General features: G+C 69.2%; 12 protein-coding genes. 4 read left to right on the top strand and 8 right to left on the bottom strand.

What is annotated here, in order from left to right:
• Nucleotides 1–52: 52 nt before the first annotated feature.
• The 4 genes from ACFVTM_RS10145 to ACFVTM_RS10160 form a co-directional block, all read right to left on the bottom strand.
• Complete coding sequence (locus tag ACFVTM_RS10145) at nt 53–1,279, bottom strand: Ig-like domain-containing protein (protein ID WP_390203323.1); 1,227 nt, start codon at nt 1,277–1,279, stop codon at nt 53–55.
• Between the two features lie 157 nt (nt 1,280–1,436).
• Entirely contained in the window at nt 1,437–2,915 is a 1,479-nt protein-coding gene (gene ahcY, locus ACFVTM_RS10150) for an adenosylhomocysteinase (protein WP_390203324.1), read from the bottom strand.
• 130 nt (nt 2,916–3,045) lie between these two features.
• Complete coding sequence (locus ACFVTM_RS10155; protein WP_390203325.1) at nt 3,046–3,291, bottom strand: Trm112 family protein; 246 nt, start codon at nt 3,289–3,291, stop codon at nt 3,046–3,048.
• Nucleotides 3,292–3,376: 85 nt separating this feature from the next.
• Nucleotides 3,377–3,766 carry a DUF3499 domain-containing protein gene (locus tag ACFVTM_RS10160; RefSeq protein WP_091250737.1) on the bottom strand — a complete coding sequence of 130 codons (390 nt, stop codon included), beginning with the start codon at nt 3,764–3,766 and terminating at the stop codon, nt 3,377–3,379.
• Between the two features lie 132 nt (nt 3,767–3,898).
• Here ACFVTM_RS10160 and ACFVTM_RS10165 point away from each other — a divergent pair, with 132 nt between their 5' ends.
• Nucleotides 3,899–4,450 (top strand): metallopeptidase family protein, encoded by a 552-nt coding sequence (locus ACFVTM_RS10165; RefSeq protein ID WP_390203326.1) that lies wholly within the window; start codon nt 3,899–3,901, stop codon nt 4,448–4,450.
• Nucleotides 4,451–4,513: 63 nt separating this feature from the next.
• Here ACFVTM_RS10165 and ACFVTM_RS10170 read toward each other — a convergent pair whose 3' ends face one another.
• From ACFVTM_RS10170 to ACFVTM_RS10180, 3 genes are read right to left on the bottom strand one after another with little or no spacing between them, the layout of a single operon-like run.
• On the bottom strand, nt 4,514–6,265 hold the full coding sequence (locus ACFVTM_RS10170; protein ID WP_390203327.1) for a DUF5719 family protein: 1,752 nt from the start codon (nt 6,263–6,265) through the stop codon (nt 4,514–4,516).
• Complete coding sequence (locus ACFVTM_RS10175; RefSeq protein WP_390203329.1) at nt 6,258–9,641, bottom strand: glycosyltransferase; 3,384 nt, start codon at nt 9,639–9,641, stop codon at nt 6,258–6,260. The genes ACFVTM_RS10170 and ACFVTM_RS10175 overlap by 8 nt, the downstream gene beginning before the upstream one ends.
• Before the next feature lie 29 nt (nt 9,642–9,670).
• Nucleotides 9,671–10,213, bottom strand: a complete 543-nt coding sequence (locus tag ACFVTM_RS10180; protein ID WP_390203330.1) for a WhiB family transcriptional regulator — start codon at nt 10,211–10,213, stop codon at nt 9,671–9,673.
• 359 nt (nt 10,214–10,572) lie between these two features.
• Between ACFVTM_RS10180 and ACFVTM_RS10185 the strand changes: the two genes are divergently transcribed.
• Nucleotides 10,573–11,277 (top strand): TIGR03089 family protein, encoded by a 705-nt coding sequence (locus tag ACFVTM_RS10185; protein ID WP_390203331.1) that lies wholly within the window; start codon nt 10,573–10,575, stop codon nt 11,275–11,277.
• A 126-nt stretch (nt 11,278–11,403) separates the two neighbouring features.
• Here the strand turns inward: ACFVTM_RS10185 and ACFVTM_RS10190 are convergent, their stop codons facing one another.
• Nucleotides 11,404–11,967, bottom strand: a complete 564-nt coding sequence (locus tag ACFVTM_RS10190) for a GtrA family protein (RefSeq protein WP_390203332.1) — start codon at nt 11,965–11,967, stop codon at nt 11,404–11,406.
• A gap of 267 nt (nt 11,968–12,234) precedes the next feature.
• Between ACFVTM_RS10190 and ACFVTM_RS10195 the strand changes: the two genes are divergently transcribed.
• A complete protein-coding gene (locus ACFVTM_RS10195) occupies nt 12,235–13,383 on the top strand; it encodes a 5-(carboxyamino)imidazole ribonucleotide synthase (RefSeq protein ID WP_390203462.1) in 1,149 nt (382 codons plus the stop codon).
• The gene (gene purE / locus ACFVTM_RS10200; protein ID WP_390203333.1) at nt 13,380–13,991 is read left to right on the top strand and encodes a 5-(carboxyamino)imidazole ribonucleotide mutase; all 612 of its coding nucleotides are present in this window, start codon (nt 13,380–13,382) and stop codon (nt 13,989–13,991) included. Before ACFVTM_RS10195 ends, purE begins: the two co-directional genes overlap by 4 nt.
• The last annotated feature ends 8 nt before the right edge of the window (nt 13,992–13,999 follow it).

Here is a 13,999-nt window from a genome sequence, read left to right on the forward strand (position 1 = left end):
TCTGGCTCCGAGCCTACCGTCAGAGGATTGGGCTCGGCGAGGTGCCACCCCGTCAGTTGGCGTATTGGAACCAGGGGATGTTCCAATCCCCGAATCCGTCATCGTAGTTGGCGTAGTCCCCCTCGGTGTTCACCACCTGGACGACATCGCCCGTGGTCATGTTGTCGAAGACCCACTGCGCCCCGTCCGGGCCCAGGCCGATGCAGCCGTGGGAGAGGTTCGCCTTGCCCAGGTACGGCATCGCGGTGTCCGTCGCCTGGTGGATGAACTCCCCGCTGGGCGTCAGGCGCGTGGCGTAATTGACGTCAAGCTGTCCGTAATAGGCCGGGTCCCCCGGTTTGAGCCCGATCGTGGAGGCATCCATGTGCTCCACGCGGTGCTTCTCCATGAATACCAGGAAGCCCCGGGCCGAGGGGAACCGGGTGTCGCCCATGGTCGCCGGCCACTGCCCCACCGGCTTGTCGTTGATGCTCACCGAGAAGGTATGGGCCTTGGCGTCGGCGACGGCCACTTTCTTGTCCCCGATGTGGATGGTGACGGTCTTGTTGAAGTTGCCGACCTGCCCGTTGCCCAGTTCGACGCCGAACATCTTCATCTCCATGGTGATGGTGCTGTTGGCGGCCCAGAAGGCCTCCGGCCGGTACCGGACTGTGTTCTTGCTGAACCAGCGGAAGTCTCCCTTCTGGCCGGACGTGGAGGTGATCTTGATGGCCTTCTCGACGGCGTCCCGGTTCAGGACCGGCTCGCTGAAGGTGATCTGCAGGGGCTGGGCCACGCCCACCTTCATCCCGTCCAGGGGGTAGATCGCGGCGTCGGCCTCGTTGGCCGTCGAGACGGTGGTGAATGTCCGCGTGCTGTGGGTCTGGCGTCCCGCGTCGTCCACCACGGAGTACGTGTAGCTGTAGCGGGTGTTGAACGCGAGGTCGCCGGACGAAGTCCAGGCCGCCCCGTCCGCGCTGAGCGTGCCGTCGACCGTGTCGCCGTCGGCGCTGGTAAGGGCCGCACGGTCAATGCGGCCGTTGGTGACCTTGAGGGATACCGGCGTCGCCGGGTTGACCTGCTTGGCCTCGTCGGCGGGTGTGACGGCGAGTTCCGCGGGGGCAACCACCGGGACGGCGAGCCCCGGCGTCGTCCGGGCCGGGGATCCAGCCTCGGAGGAAATCGCGGACTGGGCCAGCCCCGGTGCCGCCGCGGCGAAGGCTCCGCCGCCGGCAGCCAGGGCGCAGAGCACCCCCAGCAAGGCGATTTTGCGGCCGGGACTCCAGGTTTTCAGGGCCATCACAGGACCCGGGCGTTTCCACACGTCATCTTGCCAGCATATGCGAGTTACCTTGGAACCCCGGTCCGATTCGACCACGATCCGGTTACAAAAGGGCCCCCAAAACGGTCACAAAATAGGGCCCCGGACGCTCGTCCGGGGCCCTTTTGGTGGGTTCCTAGTAGCGGTAGTGGCCAGGCTTGTACGGCCCTGCCACCTCGACGTCCAGGTACTCGGCCTGTTCCTTGGACAGCTCGGTCAGCTCCACGTCGAGGGCGCCCAGGTGCAGGCGCGCAACCTTCTCGTCCAGGATCTTCGGCAGCACGTAGACCTGCTTCTCGTATTCGCGCTCGCCCTCCGGCTGGCCGGCCTTCGTGAACAGTTCAATCTGGGCGATCGTCTGGTTGGCGAAGGAGTTGCTCATGACAAAGGAGGGGTGTCCGGTGGCGTTGCCGAGGTTCAGCAGGCGGCCTTCGGAGAGGACAATGATGGAACGCTCGGCATCCGTGCCTGCGTCGAAGACCCACTCGTGGACCTGCGGCTTAATCTCGACCTTCCTGACGCCTGGGACCCGGGCCAGTCCGGCCATGTCGATCTCATTGTCGAAGTGGCCGATGTTGCCCACGATCGCCTTGTCACGCATGCCGGCCATGTGGTGCGCCATGATGACATCCTTGTTGCCGGTGGTGGTGATGAAGATGTGGCCCTCGCTGAGGACGGATTCGAGCTTCGCCACCTGGTAGCCGTCCATGGCTGCCTGGAGCGCGCAGATCGGATCGATTTCGGTGACGATCACCCGGGAACCCTGGCCGCGAAAGGCCTCCGCTGCGCCCTTGCCGACGTCGCCGTAACCGCAGACGACGGCGACCTTGCCGCCCATCAGGACGTCGGTGGCACGGTTGATGCCGTCCGGCAGGGAGTGGCGGATGCCGTACTTGTTGTCGAACTTGCTCTTGGTGACGGAGTCGTTGACGTTGATCGCCGGGAAGAGCAGCTTGCCCTGCTCCGCGAGCTGGTACAGGCGGTGCACGCCGGTGGTAGTTTCCTCGGTGACGCCGAGCAGGAGCGAGCCGATGCGGGTCCACTTCTGCGGGTCGGCCTGGAGCGAGGCGCGCAGCACGTCGAGGAAGACCCGGCCTTCCTCGGACTCGTCCTCGGCGGCAGCGGGCACGGCGCCGGCGGCCTCAAATTCGACGCCCTTGTGGACCAGCATGGTGGCGTCGCCGCCGTCGTCCAGGATCATGTTCGGACCCAGCTCAGGGTTGGCGTCGGCGCCGGGCCAGGTGAGGATCTGCTGGGCCGTCCACCAGTATTCCTCCAGCGTCTCGCCCTTCCAGGCGAAGACGGGGACACCCTGGGGGTTTTCTACGGTGCCGGTGCCGACCACCACCGCGGCGGCGGCCTCATCCTGGGTGGAGAAGATGTTGCAGGAGGCCCAGCGGACTTCGGCGCCGAGCGCCGTCAGGGTCTCGATCAGCACGGCGGTCTGGACCGTCATGTGCAGCGAGCCGGCGATGCGGGCGCCCTTGAGCGGCTGGCTGGCACCGAACTCCTCGCGCAGGGACATGAGTCCGGGCATCTCGTGCTCGGCGAGGCGGATCTGGTGGCGTCCCGCCTCGGCCAGGGAAATGTCCGCAATCTTGTAATCGAAAGTCATGTGAATCCTTTGTTGTGGCCGGTGGCTTGCGTGTCTGGAGCTGGGTGAGTCCAGCTGGTTCTGGGGCTAAGCAGTCATTCGCTGCCGGCGGCGTCCGCGATGGGTGTCCGGCGGGTTTAGTGGGCGCGCGTTATTCCGCCGCGTGGCGCGGCCCGGCGTCGTGCTGCCCGGCATCAGCCTGATCGGCGGGCGCCGCCGTCGCGGGCTGGAGTTCCGGCGGCAGTAGCAGCGGGATGCCGTCCTCGATCCTGTACCGCAGCTTGTTCCCGGATTCATCCGCCGTCACGGTGACGAGTTCGTCGCCTTCCTGTACCAGGACCGACCCGGTGACGGGGCATCGCAGGACAGACAACAGTTCGGGACTGAGCTTGGGCATAGTGAACGCTCCCTGGTGGGCGCCGGGAAAGGGCGCCGGTGGCTGACGGCTTTTTGCAGTTTCCACCCTACCGCCAGTTGGCGCGCTACGAGGGTTCGCGAAGGACCCGCAGATGCCCGCGCCGGGTGCCCTCGGCCGGGGCCGGCGCTTCCAGGGCGGGGTGCAGGGTGCGCTGCCCTTTCGCGGGTTCCGCCGCAGCCGGGCGGGAGGCAGCCTCGCGGACTGCGTTGGCGAGGGCCAGGAGGTCGTCGGGGCCGGGACCGGCCGGCGTGGCCGGCATCGCCAGCCGCATGACTTCCCAGCCGCGCGGGACGGTCAGCGAGTCGGCGTGCTGTTCACACAAGTCGTAGCAGTGCGGTTCGGCGTACGTGGCTAGCGGCCCCAGGACGGCCGTCGAGTCGGCGTATACGTACGTCAAAGTGGCCACCGCCGAATTGCGGCAGGCAGACCTCGAACAAAGACGAATTGCACCCACGACATCACAGACTACTCTCCCTCGCGCCGGGGCCACGCATTGAAACGCTGGTGTCTATTCCGCGGCGGTGTGGCGGCGGATCGCCGTCTGGCCCTTGTCGCGTAAATCAATCCGCGGGTTTAGAGTCATGATATGCAGTCATCGCACCACGATTCGGGTTTTACGGTCCGGTTGGCTGACCCCGACGCCGGACGCGCAGGCGCCGGTTACGGCCCCGCCGGGGCGCCCCTGACCGGGTCGTCCACCGCTGTCCGGGGAAAGAACTTCAGGCAGCGCCGCAGGAACCGGCACGGCCGGGGGCTTCGCGGCGAGCTCATGCTCCCCACGCTGCCGGGCTACCGGACCCGTTCGGACCGTTTCGATGACTTTGTCCTGGACTCGGCCCAGCGGCTCCACGACATTTGGGGCAAACCCCTGGACGGCGTCCGCTTCGCCGTTGACGAGATCCCCCCGGGCCTGGAGCAGCTCGTGGCGGACCGCACCCCCGCGCCGATGGGGGCCTTCACGGCGGCGACGGCCGAGGACGGACCGGTCATCACGCTGTACCGCCGGGTGGTGGAGCAGGCGTGCGGGACCCGGGACGAGCTCCAGGACCTCGTCCATGACGTCGTCGTGGAATACACGGCCGAGATGCTCGGCGTGCCCCCGGAGTCCCTCGACCCGGTCTACCGCCGCCGGTACTAGCCGTTCCCAGCTCGCTGGCGCCCTGTGTTCTGGCCCGCTCCGGGCCGCTGTGCCGCAGCCGGCTCAGTACCCCAGCGTGACGGGGACCTTCTGTTGTCCTGCAGCTTCCGGGGCCACGGCCACCGTGGAAATGTCCTGCCTGCCGTCCCGGCCCAGGAGTAGCGCACCGTACGCCGGGTCCCCCGCGGCGGACACCACGTAGCCCACGAGCGGCGAGCCGTCCACGTCTGCGGGGATCTTGATGGCCACGGTGGTTTCGCCGGCAATTTCTGCCGTGGCGGCGGCACGGATCTTGCCGTCCGCGGTGATGGGTGCGTAGGAGACGCTCGCCTGGCCTTCGGGTGCGCCGAAAACGAGCTGCCGGTCGCCCGAGCCGGGAACCGTCACGATGTGCTGGTTGCCCAGCCGGGCCGAGGCAGCGGAAAACGCGATGTCCGCGGCGTCCTCGGACTTCAGCCCGTGTGTGAGCCGGGCGGTAGCCGCGAAGGAGACATCCGAGCTCGCCGCCACGGTGTAGGTCCCGGCCGGAACACCCGCCAGGGAAACCTCCGTGACCGCTCCGGCTTTCGCCGTGACCACGCCGCCGCCGGGCAGGGCCTTCTGGCCGTCGCGTCCGTACAGCTTGACCTCGACGACGGCATCGGCCGCCCCGGGCACGGCGATTTCCAGGGCCGGTCCGGCGTCGGCGAAGCCGGGCTTCGCCGTGAGGGTGGCCAGGGCAGCCGAATCCTGGATCTCGAGGCCGGAGGCGACCTGGCTGACCGACGGGGCTGTGCCGGGGGTGATGAAGTCGACACCGCCGGGCGTGAGGCCACGGAGCACGCTTTGCTGGATGACGGCAGCCACCGGGCCGCCGGTGCTGCGGACCCGCACGCCGAGCCGTTCCTGTCCCGGCGCGAGCCCGGCCAGGACGATGGAGCGGGAGCTGCCGGGAGCCACGAGCAGGCCACGGCTTCCGGGCGCCTGGATCTGGCCCTCGGAGCCAAAGAGATCCAGGCTCACCGTCGCCGGCGTGCTGGAGGCATTGGTGAGGTTCAGGACGGCGGACCGGCCCAGGGCCGTGTTGGCGCCGACCAGCCAGAGATCGTTGCCGGGCTGCTGGCAGGCGGCCGCCGCGGACCCCTGGAGGTCCCCGTCCTCGGCCGTGTAGCTCAGGACGGCGCCGGCGGCTGCCTGGTGGTTGTCCTGGGCATTGGCGCTCAGGACGCTGATGCTGTCCACCTCGCGCTGGGATACGACGCCGGCAAGCAGTACGGGTGTGCGGGCCGCAGGCTCGGAGGCTGTGGGCGAAGCCGGAGCGTCCTTGGCGATCTCGGCGAGCGGTGCACCCTTGAGCGGGGCCAGCCTGCTGCCGGGAACGACGCCCGCGCTTGAGCCGAGCACGGCGGCACTGACAGCGGTCTTCGCGGTGCCGGATTCCGGGCTGAACTGGGGGTCGGTGCCCACGGGGGTGCCTTCGAGCAGCCGGGCCGGGCCCGGGCAGACTCCGACGCTGCTGCCGGCCGGCACCGAGGCAACAGGGGGCTCAAGTTGCCGGCTGGCGGGGCTCTGGGGCGCCAGCGATGCCGCCGACACGAGGCCAGCGCCCGCGGCAACGAGTGCCACCGCGGAGAGGACTCCGCCGATCACGCCGCCCCGAGGCACGCCCTTCTTCCGCTGCTTCGCCCCGGCCGGGAGGTTGCCGGCGTCGGACGTACTGGCACCGGGCGGGCCGGGGTCTGGCGAATCGGCGTCGGAGGCGCCTGCGGTCGCGGAGGTTTCCGGGGCCGGGTCGCCTGGGTTTTTGCTTTGGTTTCCGTTGTCGCCCTTAGACATGCTGGTGTTCCTTACGCAGGGAGGCTTCGTCCCTGGACAGGCCGGCGTTGGACCGGCGGGCAGGCATGGGCACGGCCAGGAGGATGGTCAGGCCGATCACGACGGCCTGCGTGATTCCGGTAACGACGGCCCAGGGCGCTTCGTAACGGATGCTCAACTGGCCGCCTTGGGCGGGCAGTGTGAAGGCCTGGGCCCATCCCGACGTCGTGGACGTCAGGCGGCGGCCGTCGAGCCAGGCGCTCCAGCCCGGATCGGCCCGGTCGGCAAGCACCACCAGGCGGCCCTCGGGCCCGGCCGGGACGGTTCCCGCCGCGGAGACTTCCTCTGACGGGAGCAGGCCGATGGCCGCGCCGGCGCCGTCCACCACACGGACCCGGTGGGCGACGTCGGAGGCCTTGATGCCGGGCCCTTCCTGCGGGCTGACCCGCCAGAGCCAGCCCGTACCTGTCTGCCCGACGGCGACCAGTCCGGGGACGGCGTCCATGCGGCTGGCGGTCAACTCGGAGGCCGAATCCGCGACCCGGAGCACGACAAATCCGACGCCGAGCCGCTCGAGGTCTCCGCGCGGGTCCACGCCCTCGCCGGCCACAATGGTGGCCACGACGTTTCGGAGCGATGAGGCGACGGCGTCGTCGTCGCGGACCGTCTCCTGGCCCGGGTCCCCCATGATGCTGCGCGCCGCGGCGATGGTGGACAGGGCGTCCAGGGTGGTGCCGGCGCCGCGCATGAGCGAGGCGTCGAAGCTTCCGTCCTCGTTGCTGGAGATCAGCAGGGTCCTGGACTGTTCCGTCCCCTCGCCGCGGTCAACTGCGGTGGCGGGAAGGGTGCGGGCCTGGGCCGATTGAACGAGCCTCGGGGTCCCGAGACCGGCCGGCTCTCCGGTGGGCGTCGACGGCTGTGACAGGACGGGTGACAGCGCCGTGGGCTGCAGCAGGTTTTGCGCTGTCCACATGGTGGATCCGGCCAGCGGGGCGGCCAGCAGCAGGATCAGGGCTGCCGTGGCCGTGCCGCGGACCAGGACCTTGCGTGCCAGCCCGGCCCCGGCGGTCCGGTCGGCGGCGTCCAGGAGTCCTTCGGCGGCGATGAGGGCCGCGCCGAGGAGCGCGAAGGCGGCCGCGGAAACGGCGGGGCCGGGGAACGGCGTGACCAGGACGTCGGCGCTGGCGCCGGAGGCGACGTGCCCGGCGAGCCAGCCGCCGGCCAGCATCAGGACGGCCACGGCCCACAGGCAGCGAGCCGTCCAGGTTCGTCCCGCCAGGACAAGCCTGCGCGGCATGAAGAGTGCGGTGAGGGCCAGCAGCAGCACCGGCAGCCCGAACAGCAGGGCCAGCAGCAGTGCCCACGGCAGCCCGGCCAGTCCGGTCGCCCCCGCGGCGGGCCCGGCGAAGGCGCTGAGTCCGGTCAGTCCGCCGCCGGCGTCGAAGCTCAGCGGCTGGCCCAGGGCCTGCTGCCACAGCGGGGCGGCGTCGAAACCGAGCGGCAGACCCGGGTCGGCCAGGAGCGCCCGCGGCCGGTCCAGTGCAGAGAAGGCGAACGGCAGGAACAATGCCAGGCTGGGCAGGAGCGCCCACCAGACCGTGCGGCCGCGGCGGCCCAGAAGCAGACCGCACAGGGCAACGACGACGATGGATGGCACCAGCAGCGACGGCGCCGCGGCAGTGACCACTGCCAGCGCGAGGCCTGCGGCCGCCGCGGCCGTCCACGAGGGGGTCCCGTTGACGCCGGGGCGGGCGGCGGGCAGGGGCGTGAGCCGTCCCTGGCCCGGTGCCGGGGCGGCATGGACGCCGTGGCCCGTGGCCGTGCCGGTCGCCCGGAGCAGCGCCAGGACCACAACCGGGATCATGACATGGGCAAGCAAGGCGCCCAGCCGGCCCTGGTTGAGGGACACCTGGAGGGCCGGCGCCCCGGCCCACACCAGGGCGGCCGCGAGGCGCAGGCTTCTGCGTGTGGTCAGGGCGCCTGCGGCGAACCACGCGCCCAGCGCGGACAGCGGCATCGCAAGAATCAGCAGCCACCCGACCGCGCCGTTGGCGTCGCCGGCACCGAGCACTCCCAGCACCCACAGGAGGTAGCCGAAGGGATCCCCGTGGCCTGGCAGGCCCGCGCCGAGACTGATCCACCACGCGGAGGCATGGCCCCAGATTTCGGAGAGGCGCAATGAGACCGGGATCAGCGCGCCGCCGGACACTGCCGGGGCGCTGAAGAGGCTGAGCAGTCCCGTCAGGGAGACGGCCAGGGTCAGGACTACGGCCAGTACGGCGCCGTTGCCCACCCAGCCGCGGTCCGGGGTGGCGATGGCGGCGAAGTCGTCGGTGTCGCCGGTAGGCTGCTCTGCCAGTTGGTCGGCACCGGTGGGCCCGGGACCGAAGTCGTCCGCGCCGAGCGCCTCAATCAGGGAGCGCCGGTGCGCCCAAACCTCGCGGCGCGGCGTCTGCAGTCCCTTCATGACGGAGCGCCGGATCTTGCGGGTGCGCGCGGCGTTGCGACGTCCCCGGATCACCGCGGCCGGGCGGCCCAGCGCGCCAAAGGTGGCGAGCAATTGGGAGAACCCGTGGCCCGGGTCCTTGACCGCGATGCTCAGGACGAGTTTGAAAAGGCTGCCCAGGAGGGCGCCGACGGCGTGCAGCGGGACTTTCCAGCCGGCCGCGTGCTTGAGCCGCAGATGGACCTGTGCCTTGCGCGCAGCGGTCGCGTTGCCCAGTGCGTGCGGACGGTGCGAGACATGGAACATCCTCGCGCTCGGAACCACCACCACGCGGTGCCCGGCGAGGCGGTTGCGCCAGCAGAAGTCGACGTCGTCGCCGCTTCCGGGGAGGGCCGGATCAAAGCCCCGGAGCTCCTCCCAGATGTCGCGGCGGACCAGCATGCCGGCGGAATTGACGGCAAAGGTATCGCTGCGGCCGTCGTACTGGCCCTGGTCGAGCTCGTCGGCGTCGATCAGCGTCAGCCGCTCGGCCCAGCGGCTCGTCGAGAGACCGACGTCGATCAGCCGCCGCCCTGCATGCCAGTCCAGCTGCTTGCAGCCCGCCACCGTGACGGACGGTGCGCGCTCGACCGCGTGGAGGAGTTCGGCGAGGGCCTCGGGTGCCGGTGCGGCGTCGTCGTGCAGCAGCCAGATCCAGTCGCCGCCCGGCGCGGCGGCGTCTGCGGGCCACGGCGCCAGTGCCTTGAGCCCGGCCGTGACCGCCCCGCCGAAACCGGATTTTGGCTGGTCAAAGGCGGTGACGTTGGCCTTGCCCAATTCCTGCTCGAGAAGGGCGGCGGAGTGGTCGCGGGAGCCGGTGTCGACCCCAATGACGGCATCGACGGGCCGTGTCTGGGACGCCAGCGCCGCAAGGGTCCTGGGGAGAAAATCACCGCCGTCGTGGGAGACCACGACGGCGGTGACTCGTACTTCCTGAAGAATTAGACTGCTCGCTTCCTAAGCCGGCGCCGCTCGCGCTCGGAGAGGCCTCCCCAGATCCCGAAACGCTCGTCGTTGGACAAGGCGTACTCGAGGCACTGGGAACGCACGTTGCAGGCGCCGCAGACTTTCTTGGCGTCGCGGGTGGAGCCGCCCTTTTCAGGGAAGAAGGCTTCGGGGTCCGTCTGGGCGCACAGGGCATCGGTCTGCCAGCCGAGCTCGCCCTCGTCGTCAAAATCCTGCCGGGACGGCAGCCCGATCCAGACCGGCTGCGCGGTGGTGCCGGAACCGGGAGACTGGAGCTCCATCGGCGGGTCGAGGGGATCAGTGTCATGATCCGGGCCGGCGAGCAGTTCATCGTGCGCTGCGAGGAAGGCCGTGGCCGCATCCTGCAGGGAGTCCTTGCTGTGTTCGTTATAGCGATCAGCCGCGTCCGGATCGGCCGGATCTACATACCAGTCACTCGGCACGCCGCGTGACCGGTATTTCGCCGTGGCCTGGCCGGCAACTACGGCATCTTCATGGATACGCTCTGCTAGCCCCATGGCGTCCCCCTCCTGATTTGCAGCCACTGCAAGACCCCCTTGGCACTCGGTTGAGTACCGGTTTATGTGCAGTGGCTTTAGATAACTAATTACACGCGTGTAAGTATCCGGGAGTCAAGCCACGGCGGAGATAATAATCAACTTGATACACAAAGTGCAGGTACGCCACGCCCGGCAATTTTTTCGCCCCGCCCGCGGGATCACGCGGAATAATCAGGGTACTGAGCACTTCTGGGAGTTTTCATTGGATTCACGGGAAATTCCCAGCACCCCGGACCAAGGTCGCGGCAGGCGGGACGCCGCCGCTATGACGGACGTCACAGCACTGGCGGCCGAAGGGGCCGTGGCAAGATGAAGGCATGAGCATTCCGGCAATCGAACTGATGACTGCACTGCGGTCCGGCCAGTCCACCTCGCCCCGGCTGACCTGGTACGGCCCCGATTCGGAGCGGGTTGAGCTCTCCGGCCGCGTGCTGGACAACTGGGTGGCCAAGACTTCCAACCTGCTGCAGGACGAACTCGACGCCGAGCCCGGCACGCGGCTGCGCCTGGACCTGCCCGCGCACTGGAAGTCAGTGATCCTGGCCCTGGCGGCCTGGCAGCTCGGCATGGAAGTGGTGTTCGACGACGCGGAGGCGGAACTGCTGGCCACCGCGGACCCGGGTCCCGGCGCCGCCGCGGGCGGATTCGACGCCGTCCTGGCTGTGTCGCTGCCGGCGCTGGCCATGCGGTGGACAGGCGAACTGCCCACCGGCGTCCTCGATTACGCCGCGGAGGTCCGCTCCCATGGCGACATCTTCATGCCCCACCTCGACCCGGAGGCAGAACGCCTGGCCCTCCGCACCTCGGACGGCACGGTCCATGCGCACGGCGCACTCCTGGACGATTTTGCCGCGGCCCGAGATACCGGGGAGCGGCTGCTGGTTCCGGCGGCGGAAGGCCTCGAGGCGGTCCTGGCGCAGTCGCTGGGAACCTGGAAGGCCGACGGTTCAATCGTCCTGGTGCACCCCGACGTGGAGGTGACCGACAAGCTGCGGGCCGCCGAGCGGATCAGCGGTACCTGAGCAACCGGGGTCTGAGCAACAGGGACAGCCGGGGCTCAGTAACGGCGGGACCGCAGTGAGAGCGGGACCGCAGTGACAGCGGGACCGCAGTGAGTGCGGGACTTGAGTAACAGGGAAAACCGGGCGTCAGGCCGGCGGGCCGGGCAGGTCCGGATCCTTGACGGCTTCCCGGGGAACGCCGGCGCCAGTCCGGGCGTGCGGGTGCCGCTCGATGATCTCATGGTCGTGCGAGAACTCCGGCTCGGCGTCGAGTTCCTGGTTGAACACGAGGAAGCGGTAGGCAAAGAAGCGGACCACTGTGGCGACCAGGATGCCGGCGACCCCGGCCAGGAAGAGCATGTTCTTGTCGGTAATGCCCATGCCGTACTTCGCGATGGCGGTGAGGCCGGTAGAGATGCCGATGCCGATCCCGTTGATGATGACGAACATCACGAACTCGCGCAGAACGTTGGCCTGCCGGCGGTGCCGGAACGTCCAAAAACGGTTCGCAATCCACGAGAACACGGTGGCGACACTGGCCCCGAAGAAGCGGGCCTTGGCCTCGCTGTCGGTCATGGGACCGTGCATCAGGTAATACGTGAGGCCGTTGTCGATGACGAACGCGATGCCGCCGACGGCGCCAAATTTGGCCACTTCGCGCCAGAACAGCGAGGCCAGCCCGCGCATGCGCTCGTTAAGTATAGTAATCATGACCCTCCGTGGCCTTTTGGAACTGTCGGCCATTGGGCCAAACTGCCATTTTAGCGCCGTTTCCCGGGAGTTTGCCCGCGCGGGACCGTGAGATGGCTCGCTGCGCACCCGACGCCGGGCGGTGCCTGAGGGGGCACGGAACCGCCAAATCGGTACTGGTCCCGCGGTCGCCAAGCCCAAAAGCCGGGTTCCGGTGAGGTTTTCGGTAGGCTGGGACTTGTGACTTTTCCTGTAATCGGTGTTGTTGGCGGCGGCCAGCTTGCCCGCATGATGGCCCCTGCCGCGACCGCCCTTGGCTTCGAGCTCCGTGTCCTCGCCGAAGGCGATGACGTCTCCGCAGTCTCTGCCGTGGCCAACGCCCCGGTCGGTGACTACAAGGACCTGGAGCAGCTGCTCGAGTTCTCCCGCGGCCTGGACGTCCTGACCTTCGACCACGAACACGTCCCCACGGCGCACCTGCGGTCCCTGATCGGCGCCGGCGTGAACGTCCACCCCGGTCCGGATGCCCTGGTCAACGCCCAGGACAAGCTCGTGATGCGCGCCGCGATCGACCGGCTCGAGCTGCCCAACCCGAAGTGGGCCGCCGTCGCCAACGTCGCGGACCTCGTTGCCTTCGGCGAGGAGACCGGCTGGCCGGTGGTCCTGAAGACGCCCCGCGGCGGTTACGACGGCAAGGGCGTGCGGATCGTGTCCTCGGCCGAGGACGCTGCCGGCTCCGCCGACTGGTTCGAGGCCATGTCCCCCCTGCTGGCCGAAGCCAAGGTGGAATTCAGCCGCGAGCTCTCGGCCATGGTCGCCAGGACCCCGGACGGTGAATCACGGGCCTGGCCGGTGGTGCACACCATCCAGGTGGACGGGGTGTGCGATGAAGTGATTGCCCCCGCCCTGGACATTCCCCTCGATGTGGCCGCGGCCGCGGAGAACGCCGCGGTCCGGATCGCCAACGAGCTCGGCGTGACAGGTGTCATGGCCGTCGAACTCTTCGAGACCCCGGGCGTGGGTGCCGGCTTCCTGATCAACGAGCTCGCCATGCGCCCGCACAACACGGGGCACTGGACCCAGGACGGCTCGGTGACGAGCCAGTTCGAGCAGCACCTGCGGGCCATCCTGAACCTGCCGCTGGGCGCCACGGACCTCCTGGGGCCCGTCGTCGTGATGAAAAACTTCCTGGGCGGCGCCAACGAGGACCTCTATTCCGCCTACCCCGCCGCCCTGGCCAGCGAACCGGCCGCGAAGGTGCACTGCTACGGCAAGGCCGTCCGGCCCGGCCGGAAGATCGGCCACGTCAACCTGGTCGGGACCTCAGCCGCCGACGTCGACTCCGTGCGGCAGCGGGCCACCGCCGTGGCCGACATCATCCGGAACGGCCGGGCCCACGCCGGCACAATGCCGGCAACCTCCGAGGAGACCGCATGAGCCCCGCACCCAGCAGCGCAGAAACCCCGATCGTAGGCCTCGTCATGGGCTCGGACTCGGACTGGCCGGTCATGGAAGCCGCCGCCGAAGCCCTGGCGGAGTTCGGGATCCCGTTCGAAGCCGACGTCGTCTCGGCCCACCGGATGCCCACGGAGATGATCCGCTACGGCCAGAGCGCCCACGAGCGCGGCCTTCGCCTCATCATCGCCGGAGCCGGCGGCGCCGCGCACCTTCCCGGCATGCTCGCCTCGGTCACCCCGCTGCCGGTGATCGGCGTCCCCGTGCCCCTGAAGACCCTGGACGGCATGGATTCCCTGCTGTCCATCGTGCAGATGCCGGCCGGCGTGCCGGTCGCCACGGTCTCGATCGGCGGGGCGCGCAACGCCGGCCTCCTGGCCGTGCGCATGCTGGCCTCGGGCACGGACGAACTCGCCGTCCAGCTCCGCGCCGACCTCCTGGAGTTCGCCCAGGAACTCAACGACGTCGCGACCCGGAAGGGTGCGAGCCTGCGCCACAAGGTCAGCGAAGTGTTCGCCGAAGGAAACGTCACCACGCGCAGCAGCCAAACGCGCAGCAGCCAAACGCCCAGCCAAAAAGGCAGCCATTAGGAATCCCG

The organism is Arthrobacter sp. NPDC058130 (genome assembly GCF_042884475.1).
Taxonomy (GTDB): domain Bacteria; phylum Actinomycetota; class Actinomycetes; order Actinomycetales; family Micrococcaceae; genus Arthrobacter.